The following is a 14,407-nucleotide window of genomic DNA, read 5'->3' on the forward strand; positions in this document are numbered from 1 at the left end:
ATGTCCAGCCAGACCGCGATCCTCGACGCCCATTACATGGCCCGCGCGCTGGAGCTGGCGCGCAAGGGTGTGTACACCACCCACCCCAACCCGCGTGTGGGGTGCGTGATCGTCCGCGATGGCGAGGTGGTCGGTGAAGGCTGGCACGTGCGTGCCGGCGAGCCGCACGCCGAAGTGCATGCCCTGCGTCAGGCCGGCGAACGGGCCCGCGGCGCCTGCGCCTACGTGACCCTGGAACCGTGCAGCCACCATGGCCGCACGCCGCCGTGCGCCGAGGCGCTGGTCAAGGCCGGCGTCGCCCGTGTGGTCGCCGCCATGCAGGACCCCAATCCGCAAGTCGCAGGCCAGGGCTTGCGGCGCCTGGCAGAAGCCGGTATCGAAGTCGCCAGCGGCGTGCTCGAAGCCGAAGCCCGCGCGCTCAACCCTGGCTTCCTCAAGCGCATGGAGCACGGCCTGCCGTTCGTCCGCGCCAAACTGGCGATGAGCCTGGACGGCCGCACCGCCATGGCCAGCGGCGAAAGCCAGTGGATCACCGGGCCCGCAGCCCGTTCGGCAGTGCAGCGCCTGCGCGCCCGCTCCAGCGTGGTGCTGACCAGTGCGGCCAGCGTGCTGGCCGACAACGCGCGGATGACCGTGCGTGGCACCGAGCTGGGCCTCGATGCCGAAACCACCGCCCTGGCACTGAGCCGCACGCCGTTGCGCGTGCTGATCGACGGCCGCCTGCGTTTGCCGCTGGACGCGCCGTTCTTCCAGGCCGGCCCGGCACTGGTGGTGACCGCCGTCGCAGATGACCCGCGCTATGCCGCTGCCGGCCATGAACTGCTCTGCCTGCCGGGCGACAATGGCCAGGTGGACCTGCCGGCACTGCTGCAGGTGCTGGCCGCGCGCGGCGTCAACGAAATCCTGCTGGAGGCCGGTGCCGGCCTGGTCGGCGCCTTTGCCCAGCTGGGCCTGGTCGACGAGTACCAGCTGTTCGTCGCCGGCACCTTCCTCGGCTCCCAGGCCCGGCCATTGCTGGACTGGCCGCTGGACAAGATGAGCCAGGCACCGCGGCTGAAAATCACCGAAATGCGCGCAGTGGGCGATGACTGGCGGGTCACGGCCATCCCCCTGCCGGCGCCCGGCGTATAATGCCTGGCTTGCCCTGCGCAACCCGTTTTTGAGGAAGTCCCCATGTTCACCGGCATCATCGAATCCATCGGCACCATCCGTAGCCTGACCCCCAAGGGCGGTGACGTGCGCGTCTACGTCGAAACCGGCAAGCTCGACCTGGGTGACGTCAAGCTCGGCGACAGCATTGCCGTGAACGGCGTGTGCCTGACTGCCGTCGAGCTGCCGGGCAACGGCTTCTGGGCCGACGTCAGCGTCGAGACCCTCAAGCGCACCGCGTTCATCGACCTCAAGAGCGGCAGCAAGGTCAACCTGGAAAAAGCCCTGACCCCGACCACCCGCCTGGGCGGCCACCTGGTCAGCGGCCACGTCGACGGCGTCGGCGAAATCATCTCGCGCAGCGATAACGCCCGCGCCATCCAGTTCCGCGTGCGTGCGCCCAAGGAGCTGGCCAAGTACATCGCCCACAAGGGTTCGATCACCGTCGACGGCACCAGCCTGACGGTCAACGAGGTCAATGGCGCCGAATTCGAGCTGACCATTGTCCCGCACACCCTGTCCGAAACCATCATGGCCGACTACCGCGCAGGGCGTCGGGTCAACCTTGAGGTCGACTTGCTGGCCCGTTACCTGGAGCGTCTGCTGCTGGGCGACAAGGCTGCCGAACCGAGCAAGGGCAGTGGCATCACCGAAAGCTTCCTGGCCGCCAACGGCTTCTTGAAATCCTGATTGAGAAGGGGGTGCCGAGTGGCGCTCAACAGCATCGAAGAACTGGTCGAAGACATCCGCCAGGGCAAAATGGTCATTCTCATGGATGACGAAGACCGCGAGAACGAAGGCGACATCATCATGGCGGCCGAGTGCTGCCTGCCTGAGCACATCAACTTCATGGCCAAGCACGCCCGTGGCCTGATCTGCATGCCGATGACCCGCGAGCGCTGCGAAACCCTGAAGCTGCCGCTGATGGCGCCGCGCAACGGTTCGGGCTTCGGCACCAAGTTCACCGTGTCGATCGAAGCCGCCGAGGGCGTCACCACCGGCATTTCCGCCGCTGACCGTGCGCGCACCGTGCAGGCTGCCGCTGCCAAGGACGCCAAGGCCGAAGACATCGTCAGCCCAGGCCACATCTTCCCGCTGATGGCCCAGCCGGGCGGCACCCTGGCCCGCGCCGGCCACACCGAAGCGGCCTGCGACCTGGCGCGCATGGCCGGCTTCGAGCCGAGCGGCGTGATCTGCGAAGTGATGAACGACGACGGCACCATGTCGCGCCGCGCCGAACTGGAAGTGTTCGCCGCCGAGCACGGCCTGAAGATCGGCACCATCGCCGACCTGATCCACTACCGCATGATCCACGAGCGCACCGTGCAGCGCGTCTCCGAGCAGCCGATCGAGAGCGAGCTCGGCGAGTTCAACCTGGTCACCTACCGCGACGCGGTGGAAGGCGACGTGCACATGGCCCTGACCCTGGGCAACATCTGTGCCGAAGAGCCGACCCTGGTGCGCGTGCACAACATGGACCCGCTGCGCGACCTGCTGCTGGTCAAGCAGCCGGGCCGCTGGAGCCTGCGCGCGGCCATGGCCGCCGTGGCCGAGGCGGGCAGCGGCGTGGTGCTGCTGCTGGGCCACCCGCTGGACGGCGACGTGCTGCTGGCGCACATCCGCGAAAGCGCGGGCGATGCGCCGACCAAGGCGCCGACCACCTACAGCACCGTCGGTGCCGGTTCGCAGATCCTGCGCGACCTCGGCGTGCGCAAGATGCGCCTGATGAGTTCGCCGATGAAGTTCAATGCGATATCCGGATTCGATCTGGAAGTTGTAGAATACGTGCCCTCCGAGTGACTTGAGGCGGCATTGACGCCCTGAGCTCGAGTCCAGACCCCTGTCGAGGCCGCTTGTATGCGGCCTCGCTCTTGAAGATGAGAATATCGGAATGACCCTGAAGACCATCGAAGGTACCTTCATCGCCCCCAAAGGTCGCTATGCTTTGGTGGTTGGCCGCTTCAACAGCTTCGTTGTCGAAAGCCTGGTAAGCGGCGCCGTTGATACCCTGGTACGCCACGGTGTCAGCGAAAGCGACATCACCATCATCCGTGCCCCGGGCGCGTTCGAAATCCCGCTGGTGGCACAGAAAGTCGCCCAGCAAGGCGTATACGACGCGATCATCGCCCTGGGCGCAGTGATCCGTGGCGGTACCCCGCACTTCGAATACGTGGCGGGCGAATGCACCAAGGGCCTGGCCCAGGTGTCCATGGAGTTCGGCGTACCGGTGGCCTTCGGCGTTCTGACCGTCGACTCCATCGAGCAGGCCATCGAGCGCTCCGGCACCAAGGCTGGCAACAAAGGCGGTGAAGCTGCCCTGTCCGCTCTGGAAATGGTCAGCCTGCTGGCGCAGTTGGAGGCCAAGTGATTAGCGACGAAAGCGATCGTTTCAACCCGCGCGATCCAAAACCTGCGGATGCTGGCAAGCCATCGAAGAGCGCCAAGCGCCGCGAAGCCCGCAAGCTCGCGACCCAGGCCCTGTATCAGTGGCACATGGCCCAGCATTCGCTGAACGAGATCGAAGCGCAATTCCGGGTCGATAACGATTTCACCGATGTCGACGGTGCCTATTTCCGCGAGATCCTCCACGGGGTCCCGGCGATCAAGGGCGAAATCGACAAGGCGCTGGTGCCTTGCATGACCATCGCACTGGAAGAGCTCGACCCGGTCGAGCTGGCCGTGCTGCGGCTGTCCACCTGGGAACTGATCAAGCGCGTCGACGTACCTTACCGCGTGGTGATCAACGAAGGCGTGGAACTGGCCAAGGTCTTCGGTGCCACCGACGGCCACAAGTTCGTCAACGGTGTGCTGGACAAGCTCGCCCCGGCCCTGCGTGAAGCAGAAGTCAAGGCGAACAAGCGCTGATCCCGGCGCTGCCTGCCCATGGGTGAGTTCGAGCTGATCAACCATTACTTCGCCGCCGCGCCTTGTGCGCAGGGCGGCGAGGGCGTGGCCCTGGGTATCGGCGACGACTGTGCCCTGCTGGACCTTCCACCCGGTGAACAACTGGCGGTGTCGACCGACACCCTGGTCGCCGGGGTGCATTTCCCCGCTGTCTGCGATCCGCTGCTGCTTGGCCAGCGCTCGTTGGCCGTGGCGGCCAGTGACCTGGCGGCCATGGGCGCGACGGCGATCGGCTTCACCCTCGCCCTGACCCTGCCTGATGTCGGCCCCGACTGGCTGGCGGCCTATGCCGACGGTCTCAGCCGCATGGCCCAGCGTTGCCGCATGAGCCTGATCGGCGGCGACACCACCCGTGGTCCGCTGAGCATCACCGTTACCGTGTTCGGCCGTGTGCCGGCCGGCCAGGCGTTGCGCCGCAGCGGCGCGCGGCCGGGCGATCTGCTGTGTGTCGGCGGTTCGCTGGGCAAGGCGGCTGGGGCGTTGCCGCTGGTACTGGGTGAGCGCGAGGCACCGGCCGAGCAGGCCAAGCCGCTGCTCGACCACTACTGGTCGCCAATGCCGCAGCTCCACCTTGGCCAGCTGCTGCGCGGCCGGGCCACGGCGGCGTTGGACATTTCCGATGGCCTGCTCGCCGACTGCGGGCATATCGCCAAGGCGTCCGGGGTCGCACTTGAAGTGAACCTGGTGCAGGTGCCAGTGTCTCCTGCTCTGGAGGCCTTCCTTGGCCACGATGCGGCACGGCTGGCTGCGCTGACCGGCGGCGACGACTACATACTGGCTTTTACCCTGCCGCCTGCGGCGCTCGCCCCGCTGACCGACCTCGGTTTTGCCGAGGTGCACGTCATCGGTCGCGTGCTCGAAGGCCAGGGCGTGACCCTGCGCGACCCGCAGGGCCAGGACATCACCCCGGTTCAACGGGGCTATCAACACTTTAGGGAGACACCGTGACCGACCACCCCAACCAGGTGCCTGCGGAGTTCGTTCCGCCATCGGTCTGGCGCAACCCGTGGCACTTCATCGCTTTTGGCTTCGGCTCCGGCACCCTGCCCAAGGCCCCCGGCACCTGGGGCTCGATGGTCGCGATCCCGTTCATCCCGCTGTGGCAGATGCTGCCCGACTGGGGCTACTGGCTGCTGCTGGGCGTGACGATGCTGTTCGGCTTCTGGCTGTGCGGCAAAGTTGCGAATGACTTGCGTGTGCACGACCATGAAGGCATTGTCTGGGACGAGATGGTCGGCATGTGGATCACCCTCTGGCTGGTGCCGGAAGGGTGGCAGTGGATCCTCGCCGGGTTCCTGATGTTCCGCTTCTTCGACATCCTCAAGCCATGGCCGATTCGCTGGATCGACCGCCATGTGCACGGGGGTGTCGGGATCATGCTCGACGATATCCTGGCCGGTGTTTTTGCCTGGCTGGGCATGCAGATTCTGGTGTGGGCGGTAGGCTGAAGCAGGGAGCGTTTCGATGGCCATGAGGACTGTGCTGCTGGCAATGATGCTGAGCCTTGCCCCTTGGGCGATGGCGGCCGATGCGTTGCCGAAGCAGATTCACCTGGTCAGCGAAGAGTGGATCGACTACACCAACGCCGATGGCAGCGGTGTGGCCTGGGATGTGTTGCGCAAGGTGTTCGAGCCTGCCGGGGTCAAGGTGGTGGCCCAGAGTGCGCCTTACAGCCGCGCGGTTGGCCTGGTCAAGCGCGGCGAGGCCGATGCCTGGGTCGGGTCGTACAAGGAAGAGAACGGCGATAACCTGTATCCGCGCTGGCATTTCGATATGGACCACATCTACGCCTTGGGCCTGGCCAGCAAGCCGGTGCCGACCTTGGCCACAGTCGGCCAGTACCGCCTGGCCTGGGTGCGTGGCTATGACTACGGCAGTTACCTGCCCAATGTGCACAACTTCCGGGAAATCCAGCGCCGTGAAGGCATCCTGCCGATGCTCGAACATGAGCGGGTGGATTTCTACATAGATGCGCAGACCGAAGTCGACTATGTGCTCGGGCAGGCCTCGCAGCCGGAGCGTTTTCGCAGTACCCATGTGGCCGAACTGCCGCTGTACCTGGCGTTTGCCAAGAACGAACACGCCAAGGCCCTGCGCGACCTGTTCGACAAACGCATGACCGTGCTGGTGCACAGTGGCGAGCTGAAGCCGATCTTCGAGCACTGGAAGCAACCGTATCCCTTCACGGCGGACAGCAAACCGCAATAACCCGTTCAGGCACAGCCCCACAGGGAAACCTAAGCATCGAACTTTTCGATCTTAAGCCACGGTATACAACGAGCGCACACGCGGCGACCTGCTGATACAATCGGCTCACGAGAAATTTCCTACTTATCCAGGAGCACAACGTGCCCGTCGTCTTTGTTGCCGCCTCGAAACTCCCGACTCCCTTTGCGATCTTCACCATGCATGGCTTCCTTGACGAAGCCACTGGCCGTGAGCACGTGGTGCTCAGCCTGGGTGATATCGCCGACGGCGAGCCGGTGCTGGGGCGCCTGCACTCCGAGTGCCTGACCGGCGATGCCCTGTTCAGCCAGCGCTGCGACTGTGGTTCGCAGCTGGAAGCCGCGCTGCAGGCCATCGCCCGCGAAGGCCGTGGCGTGCTGCTGTACCTGCGTCAGGAAGGCCGTGGCATCGGCCTGTTGAACAAGATCCGCGCCTATGAGCTGCAGGATGGTGGTGCCGACACCGTCGAAGCCAACGAGCGCCTGGGCTTCGCCGCGGACCAGCGCGACTACGCCATGTGCCTGCCAATGCTCGAGCACCTGGGCGTGAAAGCGCTGCGCCTGATGACCAACAACCCGCGCAAGGTCAAGGCGCTGACCGACATGAACATCAAGGTCGCCGAGCGCGTGCCGCTGCACACTGGGCACAACCCGCACAACCGTTACTACCTGGCGACCAAGGCCGGCAAGCTCGGTCACATGCTGGGTAACGAACACCAGGGCGAGGTGCCCCAGGCGTGACCCGCGGCGAGGTCAAGCGGCGCCTGGCGCTGGCCTGGTGGCAATACTTGGCGGTTGGCCTGGTGCCGCTGCCGGTCATGGCCTGGGCCTTTGGCGGCGGCGATGCGCTGATCCCGGTGCTGGCGATGCCGCTGTTCATCGCCGGTGCCGCGACCATGTTCCTCAGCCTGCCGCGCTTCGGCGCCTACAAGCGGGCACTGATCGCCACCTCGAAGGTGCTGGGCACGGCTGAAGAGCCAGCCGCCTGGATCACCCTGGCGCGGGTGCGACGCATGGCCATGCTGTTTGCCTGCTTCCCGGCCTGGGTCGCCGCGCTTTCGGTGCTGGTCGGGCTGGAGGCGGTGCCGCAGATCCTCCTCGCGCTGTCCACCGTGGTGCTGCTTTACCTCTACTGCATTCCGCGTCAGCTGGGCTGATGCGTATCCTGCTGTGCCTGCTGGCATTGCTGGCCCTTGCCGCGAGGGCCGACGAGCCTTTGCGCGTGGTCAGCCTCGCGCCGTCGATGAGCGAAATCATGCTCGAACTGCACGCCGATGACCTGCTGGTGGGCGTGCTCGATGGCGGCGAGCGGCCGCCAGCGCTGCAACGGCTGCCTTCGGTCGGGCGCCAGGGCCAGCTCGACATGGAAACCCTGCTCAGCCTCAAGCCCGACCTGCTGCTGCTCTGGCCCGGCAGCGTGGCACCGGCCCAGCGCGACCAGCTCAAGCGCCTGGGCATCGCGACTTACAGCGCCGAACCCCACGACCTGAATCAGCTGCTCGAGCAGATCGAGGCCCTTGCCGTGCGCGTCGGGCGGGGCGAGCAAGGCCGGCTATACGTGCAGGCCCTGCGCGAGCGCCTGCAGCAGCTGCGCCAGCAGTACCGGCGCGAGCAGCCGTTGCGGGTGTTCTACCAGGTGTGGGACCGGCCGCTGTATACCCTGGGCGGGCGGCAGGTGGTCAGCGATGCCCTGGCGGTGTGCGGGGCGCGCAATGTCTTTGCCGATCTGAGCCAGCCGGCACCTCAGGTGAATGTCGAGTCGGTGCTGATGCGTGAGCCGCAGGTGATCCTGGCGGGTGATGAGGCGCAGCTGGCGAGCTGGAAGGCCTGGCCACGGCTGAGCGCGGTGGCAGGCAAGGGCTTGCTGGTGGTGCCGGACAAGGGCCTGGAGCGGCCCAGCGGGCAGATGATCGAAGCCACCGCCCGCCTGTGCGCGCTGCTGGCGGCTAGAGTGCCGGCGTCCAGGTGACGCTGAACAGCGCAGTGCGGCCTTCTTCGCGGTAGCCGTAGTTGTTGCCCAGGTAGTTGTAATGGGTGCGGCTGTACTGCCGGTCCAACACGTTGTCCAGCTTCAGGTCGAATTTCAGCTCGTGGCTTGCCGCCCACCCCCCACGAAGGCCGATCACGCCGTAGCCACCGATCGCGTCGGTATTGGCTTCGTCGTTGAAACTGCTGCTGGCTGCCTGCCAACTGGCTCCCAGGCTGAAACGGTCGAACTGACGGTCGATATCCAGGCTCAAGGTGCGTCTGGACCGTCGTGAGAGGGTGTGGCCGTTTTCGCGGTTGCGTGGATCGATCAGTGCCAGGCCCAGTTGCGACACCCAGCCGTTCCACTCCTGGCTCAGGGCTACTTCAAAGCCGTTGATTCGGGCGGAACCGACGTTCTCAGGCTGGTTACTGTATTCGATCGCGTCGCGCAGGTCGGTGCGATAAAGCGACGTTTCCAGCCTGCTGCTTTCGCTCAACTGGCTGCGCCATTGCAGCTCATAGCTTTTCGAGTGCTCAGGCTTCAGGTCCGGGTTGTTGTAACCGGGGAAGTACAGGTCGTTGAAAGTGGGGGCGCGAAAGCCCTCGCTGTACGACAGCAGTACATCGTTGGCCTCGTCGAGCGGTACTGTCAGGCTGCCGCTCCAGGTGGTCTGGCCACCGAACTGCTGGTTCTTGTCGTGGCGCAGCCCCAGTTCGGTGGAAAAGTGTTCGCCGTGGAAGCGATGCTGGGCGAACACCGCGCGATTCCAGCGGCTGTCTTCGGTGAAGTCGGTGCTTGCATGGACGCGGTCTTCATACCAGTCGCCGCCGAGCATCAAGCTGTTGCTGTCGTCCAGGGTGAGGGTGTTCTGCCAGGTTGCCTGGTCCCGGTATGTAGTGAACGGAAAGCTTGAATGGCTGAGCTTGTCTCGGCTTTCGTCGCGGTTCTCACTGTGGGCCAGCTCGAGGCGAGTGTTCCATTGCTCGGCGAGCTGAGCATCCAGATAACTGCCTAGGCTGCTGACTGCGAAGTCAGAGTAGGGTTCTTGCGGGCTGAAGCCGCGTGGCTCGTCGTACTCGTGCCGGCCGCGGCTGTCGAGCAGGTTCAGGCCGGCTTCCAGGCGCTCGTCAAAGGTATGGCTCAGGCTCAGGTTCAGCGACTTGTTGCGGTAGGCGTCGTGGTCACCATCGCTGGCAAACGACGGCCCGGTCGAGTCGATACCTGCGGTCTCATCGAGGCTGGCGCCGAAGTTGAAACGGGTAGCACCGTCACCGCCGGACAGCCCCAGGCTGCGCTGGAACGTCTGGTTGCTGCCCGCTGCCAGGCGCAGGCGTGGTTGCAGGCCGGGGCCGCTGCTGCGGCGGGTGAAGATCTGGATCACCCCGCCTATGGCATCGCTGCCGTACACCGCCGAGCGCGAACCACGCAGCACTTCGACACGTTCGATCTGGTCGACATCGAGAAACTGCAGGCCACTGTCGCCGGAGGTGGCGTTGGCGATGCGCACGCCATCGACCAGCACCAGGCTCTGGGCGGCCTTGGTGCCACGGATGAAGATGCCCGGCAGGCTGCCACGGCCTCCGGTGGGCGCGACTTGTACACCGGGCACGCGGGTGAGCAGGTCGGTGACACTGCTGGGCTGCAGGCGGTCGATGTCGGCGCGGGTGAAAACGGTATTGGCGGCGCTGGTGGCGGTACGCGATTCGACCTGGCGGTTGGCGCTGATCAGGATGTCGGGGAGCTTGAGGGCGTCGTCGCGCTCGGCGGCCAGCAGGGGCAGTGGGAGGCAGAGCAGGGTGGTAAAGGTTGAGGCTTTCACTGGCTGTTCCATTTTGCGAGGGCTGTGCCCTCGATCGCGACGCAAGGCCGCTCCTACAGGATTGCGCGATCCTGTGCAGGAGCGGCCTTGTGTCGCGAAAGGGCCGCAAAGCGGCCCCAAAATTTACAGCCCGAGCTTGGCCATGCGGGCTTTCACCGAGGCCTCGATACCAGCGGCATCCAGCCCACACTCCGCCAGCATCTGCGCAGGCTTGGCATGCTCGACATAGATGTCCGGCAGCCCCAGGTGCAGCAGCGGTTTGACCACGCCCTCATGGGCCAGGAACTCGCCCACGGCCGCCCCGGCGCCACCCATGATGCTGTTCTCTTCGATGGTCACCAGCAGCTCATGGCTGGCAGCCAGTTCCAGCACCAGGGCCTCGTCCAGTGGTTTGACGAAGCGCATGTCGACCACGGTGGCGTTGATCTGCTCGGCAACCTGCAGGGCCTCGGCCAGCTGCACACCGAACACCAGCAGGGCCACTTTCTCGCCTTGGCGGCGCACCACACCCTTGCCGATTTCCAGCGGTTCGAGGTCGCCACTGATCGGTGCGTTAGGGCCGGTACCGCGTGGGTAGCGCACAGCCGCCGGGCCGTTGTACAGGTGGCCGGTGCTGAGCATCTTGCGCAGTTCGTTCTCGTCGCTCGGGGTCATCACCAGCATGCCGGGGATGCAGCGCAGGTACGACAGGTCGTAGGCGCCGGCGTGGGTCGGGCCGTCTTCGCCGACCAGGCCGGCGCGGTCGATGGCGAACAGCACATCGAGGTTCTGCACCGCCACGTCGTGGATCAGCTGGTCATAGCCGCGCTGCAGGAAGGTGGAGTAGATCGCCACCACCGGCTTGCTGCCTTCGCAGGCCATGCCCGCAGCGAGGGTGACCGCGTGCTGCTCGGCGATCGCCACGTCGAAGTAGCGTTCGGGGTAGCGCTCGCTGAAATCGACCAGGTCGGAGCCTTCCTTCATCGCCGGGGTGATGCCCACCAGGCGGTTGTCGGCGGCAGCCATGTCGCACAGCCACTGGCCGAACACCGCAGAGTACTTCGGCCCGCTGACCTTCTTTGGCGCAGCCGGCTTGTCGGCGGGTTCGAGCTTGGTGATGGCGTGGTAGCCGATCGGGTCGACCTCGGCCGGGGCGAAGCCCTTGCCCTTCTTGGTCACCACGTGCAGGAACTGCGGCCCCTTGAGGTCTCGCATGTTGCGCAGGGTGGCGATCATGGTGGGCAGGTCATGGCCGTCGATCGGGCCGATGTAGTTCCAGCCCAGTTCTTCGAACAGCGTGCCCGGCACCAGCATGCCCTTGGCGTATTCCTCGGTGCGGCGGGCGATTTCCCAGGCACCGGGCAGGCGCGACAGCACCTTCTTGCTGCCCTCGCGCATGCTCGCGTAGGTGCGGCTGGAGAGGATCTTGGCCAGGTAGTTGGACAGGCCGCCGACATTGCGCGAAATCGACATGTCGTTGTCGTTGAGGATCACCAGCATGTCGGCGTTGACTTCCTGGGCGTGGTTCAACGCTTCGAAGGCCATGCCGGCAGTGAGGGCGCCGTCGCCGATCACGGCGATCGACTTGCGTGCGCTGTTCTGCAGGCGGGCGGCGATGGCCATGCCCAGCGCTGCGCTGATCGAGGTGCTGGAGTGGCCGACACCGAAGGTGTCGTACTCGCTCTCGCTGCGGCGCGGGAAGGCGGCGATGCCGTCCTTCTGGCGCAGGCTGAGCATGCGCTTGCGGCGCCCGGTGAGGATCTTGTGCGGGTAGGCCTGGTGGCCGACGTCCCACACCAGCCGGTCATCCGGGGTGTCGAAGACGTAGTGCAGGGCGATCGTCAGCTCGATGACGCCCAGGCCGGCGCCGAAATGCCCACCGGTCTGACCAACGGTGTAGAGCAACTCCTGGCGCAACTCGTCGGCCAGGGTCTCCAGGTCGGCTTCGGCCAGCCGGCGCAGGCCGGCAGGCGTGTCAGCGCGGTCGAGCAACGGCGTGACCGGGCGTTCGCGGGGGATCTCTTGAAACGTCGTGGGCATCAGGCGAGTCGTTATAGGTGTGTGAAGACGCGGCAGTTTACCCCATTGTGGGAAATACTGCCCATTCAGACGGGTATCGCGAAGGGCCGCAAAGCGGCCCCCATCCATCAATGGCGGCGTTCGACGATATAGCGCGCCAACGCCCGCAGCGGCTCGGCATTTTCGCCAAACCCTTGCAGGGCGACCAGCGCCTGGTCGCGCAGTTCGGTTGCATAGGCCTTGGCCGCTTCCAGCCCCAGCAGGGCTGGGTAGGTCGGTTTGTCACGGGCGATGTCGGCACCCTGGCGCTTGCCCAGGGTGGCCGTGTCGCTTTCCACGTCGAGGATATCGTCCTGCACCTGGAAGGCCAGGCCGATGGCCTGTGCATAAGTCTGCAGGGCATCCAGCTGCGCCTGCTCGGCGCGGGCACTGGCCAGGGCACCCAGGCGCACGCTGGCTTCGATCAGGGCGCCGGTCTTGTGCCGGTGCATGAATTCCAGGGCTTGCTGGTCGAGTTTCAGGCCGACCGAGCCGAGGTCGATGGCCTGGCCACCGACCATGCCTGCAGGGCCTGCCGCCTTGGCCAGGGCCTGGACCATGGCCAGGCGGATGCTGTCGGCCTGCGGGCTCAGGCGTGGGTCGAGCAGGGCGCTGAACGCCAGGCTCTGCAGGCCGTCACCGGCGAGAATCGCGCAGGCTTCGTCGAAGGCCTTGTGGGTAGTTGGCTGGCCACGGCGCAGGTCGTCGTCGTCCATGGCCGGCAGGTCATCATGGACCAGCGAATAAGCGTGGATCAGCTCCACCGCACAGGCGGCGCCGTTGGCCTGCTCGGCCGGCGCGCCAAGGGCTTCGCAGGCCGCATAGGCGAGCAGCGGGCGCACGCGCTTGCCGCCGTTCATCACGCTGTAGCGCATTGCGGCATAAAGGCGTTCAAGCTCTTTGGTGGGGGCGATGAACAGGGGCTCGAGGGCGGCGTCGACACGGGCCTGGCAGCTGGCCTGGTAAGCAGTGATCATGCTTCTGGCTCCGCATCGAACGGCTGCGCGGCGAGTTCGCCGTCACGTTCCAGCAGAATCTGCACTTTCTGTTCGGCCTGGGCCAGGGCGCCCTGGCAATCGCGGGTCAGGGCGATGCCTTGCTCGAAGGCGGCCAGCGAGTCTTCCAGCGACAGTTCGCCGTTCTCCAGGCGCTCGACCAGGGCTTGCAGGTCGGCGAGGGATTGTTCGAAATCGATGGAGGCTTTTTTGCGGGCCATGGCGACAGTCTCGGTGGCAGGTCAGAACCGCGCGACGTTAGCAGAGCGGCGCTAGGGGAGCAAACTTCCGCTGGGTTCATCGGGGCGCCGAACCGCCGCGAATGGGCCGCAAAGCGGCCCCGTGCGATGGATCAGGCAGGCTCGGCTTCGAGCTCCACCATGGCCTCACGGCACCGCGCCAGCTCTTCGATGGTCAGCACCGGCAGGTTGTACTGCCGCGCATACACCGCCACCTGCTCACCCCGCGCCATGCTGCCATCGGGGTTCATCAGTTCGCACAGCACCGCCGCCGGCCGCAGACCGGCCAGGCGAGCCAGGTCCACCGAGCCTTCGGTATGCCCGCGACGGGTCAGAACGCCACCATCCCGCGCACGTAGCGGGAACACATGGCCCGGGCTGACGATATGGCGTTGCTCGGCGGTCGAACGCAGCGCCGCTTCGATGGTGGTGATGCGATCCTGCGCGGAAACGCCGGTGCTCACGCCTTCGGCCGCTTCGATGGTGACGGTGAAGCCGGTGCCGTGGCGGGCCTGGTTGTTCTGCACCATTGGCGCCAGTTGCAGGGCATCGACCGTGGCTTCGTCCAGGCACAGGCAGACGATGCCGCTGCAGTCGCGGATCATCATGGCCATGGTCTGCAGCGACAGGTTCTCGGCGGCAGCGACGATGTCGGCTTCGTCCTCGCGGTCGTCATCGTCGAGCAGCAGCACAGGGCGCCCGGCCTGGAAGGCGGCGATGGCGGCGGACACATTGGGAAATTGTTTTTGCAGCAAAGGGGACATGAAACGCTCCTCGTGATTGATCGATGAACGTCTCGGGGCGAACAAAATGCGCGCGCAGGGGCGCCCGAATGGCCCCTGCCTGACGCCTTCTTTCATCCGGACTATGACCGTCGGCTCTGGAGTCGCACCAGATCTGCTGACCCCCGGCATGGCCGGGGCGCTCGCGGGCTCATCTTTCGATTTACCGCCGGTGGGGACTTTCACCCCGCCCTGAAGACCGGCCAAGCATACAGTACGGTGCCACCTTGCTGGCAAGCCGCTGCTCTACGACCTTCGGCGGTAACATGCAGGCATGGCTCAACAGGA

The 14,407-nt window shown here is 65.8% G+C and carries 16 protein-coding genes and 1 riboswitch; of the genes, 11 read left to right on the forward strand and 5 right to left on the reverse strand.

The window, feature by feature from the left end; all coding sequences use genetic code 11:
• The 11 genes from ribD to ACIPZ8_RS17995 all read left to right on the forward strand — a co-directional run bounded on the left by ribD (position 1) and on the right by ACIPZ8_RS17995 (position 8,247).
• Entirely contained in the window at positions 1-1,131 is a 1,131-nt protein-coding gene (gene ribD / locus ACIPZ8_RS17945) for a bifunctional diaminohydroxyphosphoribosylaminopyrimidine deaminase/5-amino-6-(5-phosphoribosylamino)uracil reductase RibD (protein ID WP_400725757.1), read from the forward strand.
• 42 nt (positions 1,132-1,173) lie between these two features.
• Positions 1,174-1,839 (forward strand): riboflavin synthase, encoded by a 666-nt coding sequence (locus tag ACIPZ8_RS17950; RefSeq protein ID WP_016497780.1) that lies wholly within the window; start codon positions 1,174-1,176, stop codon positions 1,837-1,839.
• Positions 1,840-1,857: 18 nt separating this feature from the next.
• Positions 1,858-2,949, forward strand: a complete 1,092-nt coding sequence (gene ribBA / locus ACIPZ8_RS17955; RefSeq protein ID WP_027917815.1) for a bifunctional 3,4-dihydroxy-2-butanone-4-phosphate synthase/GTP cyclohydrolase II — start codon at positions 1,858-1,860, stop codon at positions 2,947-2,949.
• A gap of 91 nt (positions 2,950-3,040) precedes the next feature.
• Positions 3,041-3,517, forward strand: a complete 477-nt coding sequence (gene ribE / locus ACIPZ8_RS17960) for a 6,7-dimethyl-8-ribityllumazine synthase (protein WP_159408711.1) — start codon at positions 3,041-3,043, stop codon at positions 3,515-3,517.
• Complete coding sequence (gene nusB, locus ACIPZ8_RS17965) at positions 3,514-4,014, forward strand: transcription antitermination factor NusB (RefSeq protein WP_003255393.1); 501 nt, start codon at positions 3,514-3,516, stop codon at positions 4,012-4,014. Before ribE ends, nusB begins: the two co-directional genes overlap by 4 nt.
• A gap of 18 nt (positions 4,015-4,032) precedes the next feature.
• The gene (gene thiL / locus ACIPZ8_RS17970) at positions 4,033-5,001 is read left to right on the forward strand and encodes a thiamine-phosphate kinase (protein ID WP_400725762.1); all 969 of its coding nucleotides are present in this window, start codon (positions 4,033-4,035) and stop codon (positions 4,999-5,001) included.
• On the forward strand, positions 4,998-5,501 hold the full coding sequence (locus ACIPZ8_RS17975) for a phosphatidylglycerophosphatase A (RefSeq protein WP_085677096.1): 504 nt from the start codon (positions 4,998-5,000) through the stop codon (positions 5,499-5,501). Before thiL ends, ACIPZ8_RS17975 begins: the two co-directional genes overlap by 4 nt.
• A 16-nt stretch (positions 5,502-5,517) precedes the next feature.
• On the forward strand, positions 5,518-6,261 hold the full coding sequence (locus ACIPZ8_RS17980) for a substrate-binding periplasmic protein (RefSeq protein ID WP_400725765.1): 744 nt from the start codon (positions 5,518-5,520) through the stop codon (positions 6,259-6,261).
• 140 nt (positions 6,262-6,401) lie between these two features.
• Positions 6,402-7,019: a GTP cyclohydrolase II gene (ribA, locus tag ACIPZ8_RS17985; protein WP_103448799.1), complete on the forward strand. Its 618-nt coding sequence runs from the start codon at positions 6,402-6,404 to the stop codon at positions 7,017-7,019.
• Positions 7,016-7,435: an MFS transporter gene (locus ACIPZ8_RS17990; protein WP_400725768.1), complete on the forward strand. Its 420-nt coding sequence runs from the start codon at positions 7,016-7,018 to the stop codon at positions 7,433-7,435. The genes ribA and ACIPZ8_RS17990 overlap by 4 nt, the downstream gene beginning before the upstream one ends.
• Positions 7,435-8,247: a cobalamin-binding protein gene (locus ACIPZ8_RS17995; RefSeq protein WP_400725771.1), complete on the forward strand. Its 813-nt coding sequence runs from the start codon at positions 7,435-7,437 to the stop codon at positions 8,245-8,247. The genes ACIPZ8_RS17990 and ACIPZ8_RS17995 overlap by 1 nt, the downstream gene beginning before the upstream one ends.
• Here the strand turns inward: ACIPZ8_RS17995 and ACIPZ8_RS18000 are convergent.
• The 5 genes from ACIPZ8_RS18000 to ribB form a co-directional block, all read right to left on the reverse strand.
• A complete protein-coding gene (locus ACIPZ8_RS18000; RefSeq protein WP_400725774.1) occupies positions 8,225-10,078 on the reverse strand; it encodes a TonB-dependent receptor plug domain-containing protein in 1,854 nt (617 codons plus the stop codon). The genes ACIPZ8_RS17995 and ACIPZ8_RS18000 overlap by 23 nt on opposite strands.
• 111 nt (positions 10,079-10,189) lie before the next feature.
• Positions 10,190-12,085, reverse strand: a complete 1,896-nt coding sequence (gene dxs, locus ACIPZ8_RS18005; protein WP_400725777.1) for a 1-deoxy-D-xylulose-5-phosphate synthase — start codon at positions 12,083-12,085, stop codon at positions 10,190-10,192.
• A gap of 107 nt (positions 12,086-12,192) precedes the next feature.
• On the reverse strand, positions 12,193-13,080 hold the full coding sequence (ispA, locus tag ACIPZ8_RS18010; protein ID WP_400725780.1) for a (2E,6E)-farnesyl diphosphate synthase: 888 nt from the start codon (positions 13,078-13,080) through the stop codon (positions 12,193-12,195).
• On the reverse strand, positions 13,077-13,319 hold the full coding sequence (locus ACIPZ8_RS18015; RefSeq protein ID WP_008092375.1) for an exodeoxyribonuclease VII small subunit: 243 nt from the start codon (positions 13,317-13,319) through the stop codon (positions 13,077-13,079). The genes ispA and ACIPZ8_RS18015 overlap by 4 nt, the downstream gene beginning before the upstream one ends.
• Before the next feature lie 131 nt (positions 13,320-13,450).
• A complete protein-coding gene (ribB, locus tag ACIPZ8_RS18020) occupies positions 13,451-14,101 on the reverse strand; it encodes a 3,4-dihydroxy-2-butanone-4-phosphate synthase (protein ID WP_400725783.1) in 651 nt (216 codons plus the stop codon).
• Between the two features lie 80 nt (positions 14,102-14,181).
• Positions 14,182-14,323: riboswitch (FMN riboswitch) on the reverse strand.
• Positions 14,324-14,407: the final 84 nt, after the last annotated feature.

It is taken from the genome of Pseudomonas sp. NPDC089422, assembly GCF_044749405.1.
In the GTDB taxonomy this organism is placed as follows: Bacteria; Pseudomonadota; Gammaproteobacteria; order Pseudomonadales; family Pseudomonadaceae; genus Aquipseudomonas.

Bases quoted from the DNA above. Each gene is read 5' to 3' on its own strand.
- ribD (WP_400725757.1), top strand. From the start codon at position 1: ATGTCCAGCCAGACCGCGATCCTCGACGCCCATTACATGGCCCGCGCG.
- ACIPZ8_RS17950 (WP_016497780.1), top strand. From the start codon at position 1,174: ATGTTCACCGGCATCATCGAATCCATCGGCACCATCCGTAGCCTGACC.
- ribE (WP_159408711.1), top strand. From the start codon at position 3,041: ATGACCCTGAAGACCATCGAAGGTACCTTCATCGCCCCCAAAGGTCGC.
- thiL (WP_400725762.1), top strand. From the start codon at position 4,033: ATGGGTGAGTTCGAGCTGATCAACCATTACTTCGCCGCCGCGCCTTGT.
- ACIPZ8_RS17980 (WP_400725765.1), top strand. From the start codon at position 5,518: ATGGCCATGAGGACTGTGCTGCTGGCAATGATGCTGAGCCTTGCCCCT.
- ACIPZ8_RS17995 (WP_400725771.1), top strand. From the start codon at position 7,435: ATGCGTATCCTGCTGTGCCTGCTGGCATTGCTGGCCCTTGCCGCGAGG.
- ACIPZ8_RS18000 (WP_400725774.1), bottom strand. From the start codon at position 10,078: ATGGAACAGCCAGTGAAAGCCTCAACCTTTACCACCCTGCTCTGCCTC.
- dxs (WP_400725777.1), bottom strand. From the start codon at position 12,085: ATGCCCACGACGTTTCAAGAGATCCCCCGCGAACGCCCGGTCACGCCG.
- ispA (WP_400725780.1), bottom strand. From the start codon at position 13,080: ATGATCACTGCTTACCAGGCCAGCTGCCAGGCCCGTGTCGACGCCGCC.
- ACIPZ8_RS18015 (WP_008092375.1), bottom strand. From the start codon at position 13,319: ATGGCCCGCAAAAAAGCCTCCATCGATTTCGAACAATCCCTCGCCGAC.
- ribB (WP_400725783.1), bottom strand. From the start codon at position 14,101: ATGTCCCCTTTGCTGCAAAAACAATTTCCCAATGTGTCCGCCGCCATC.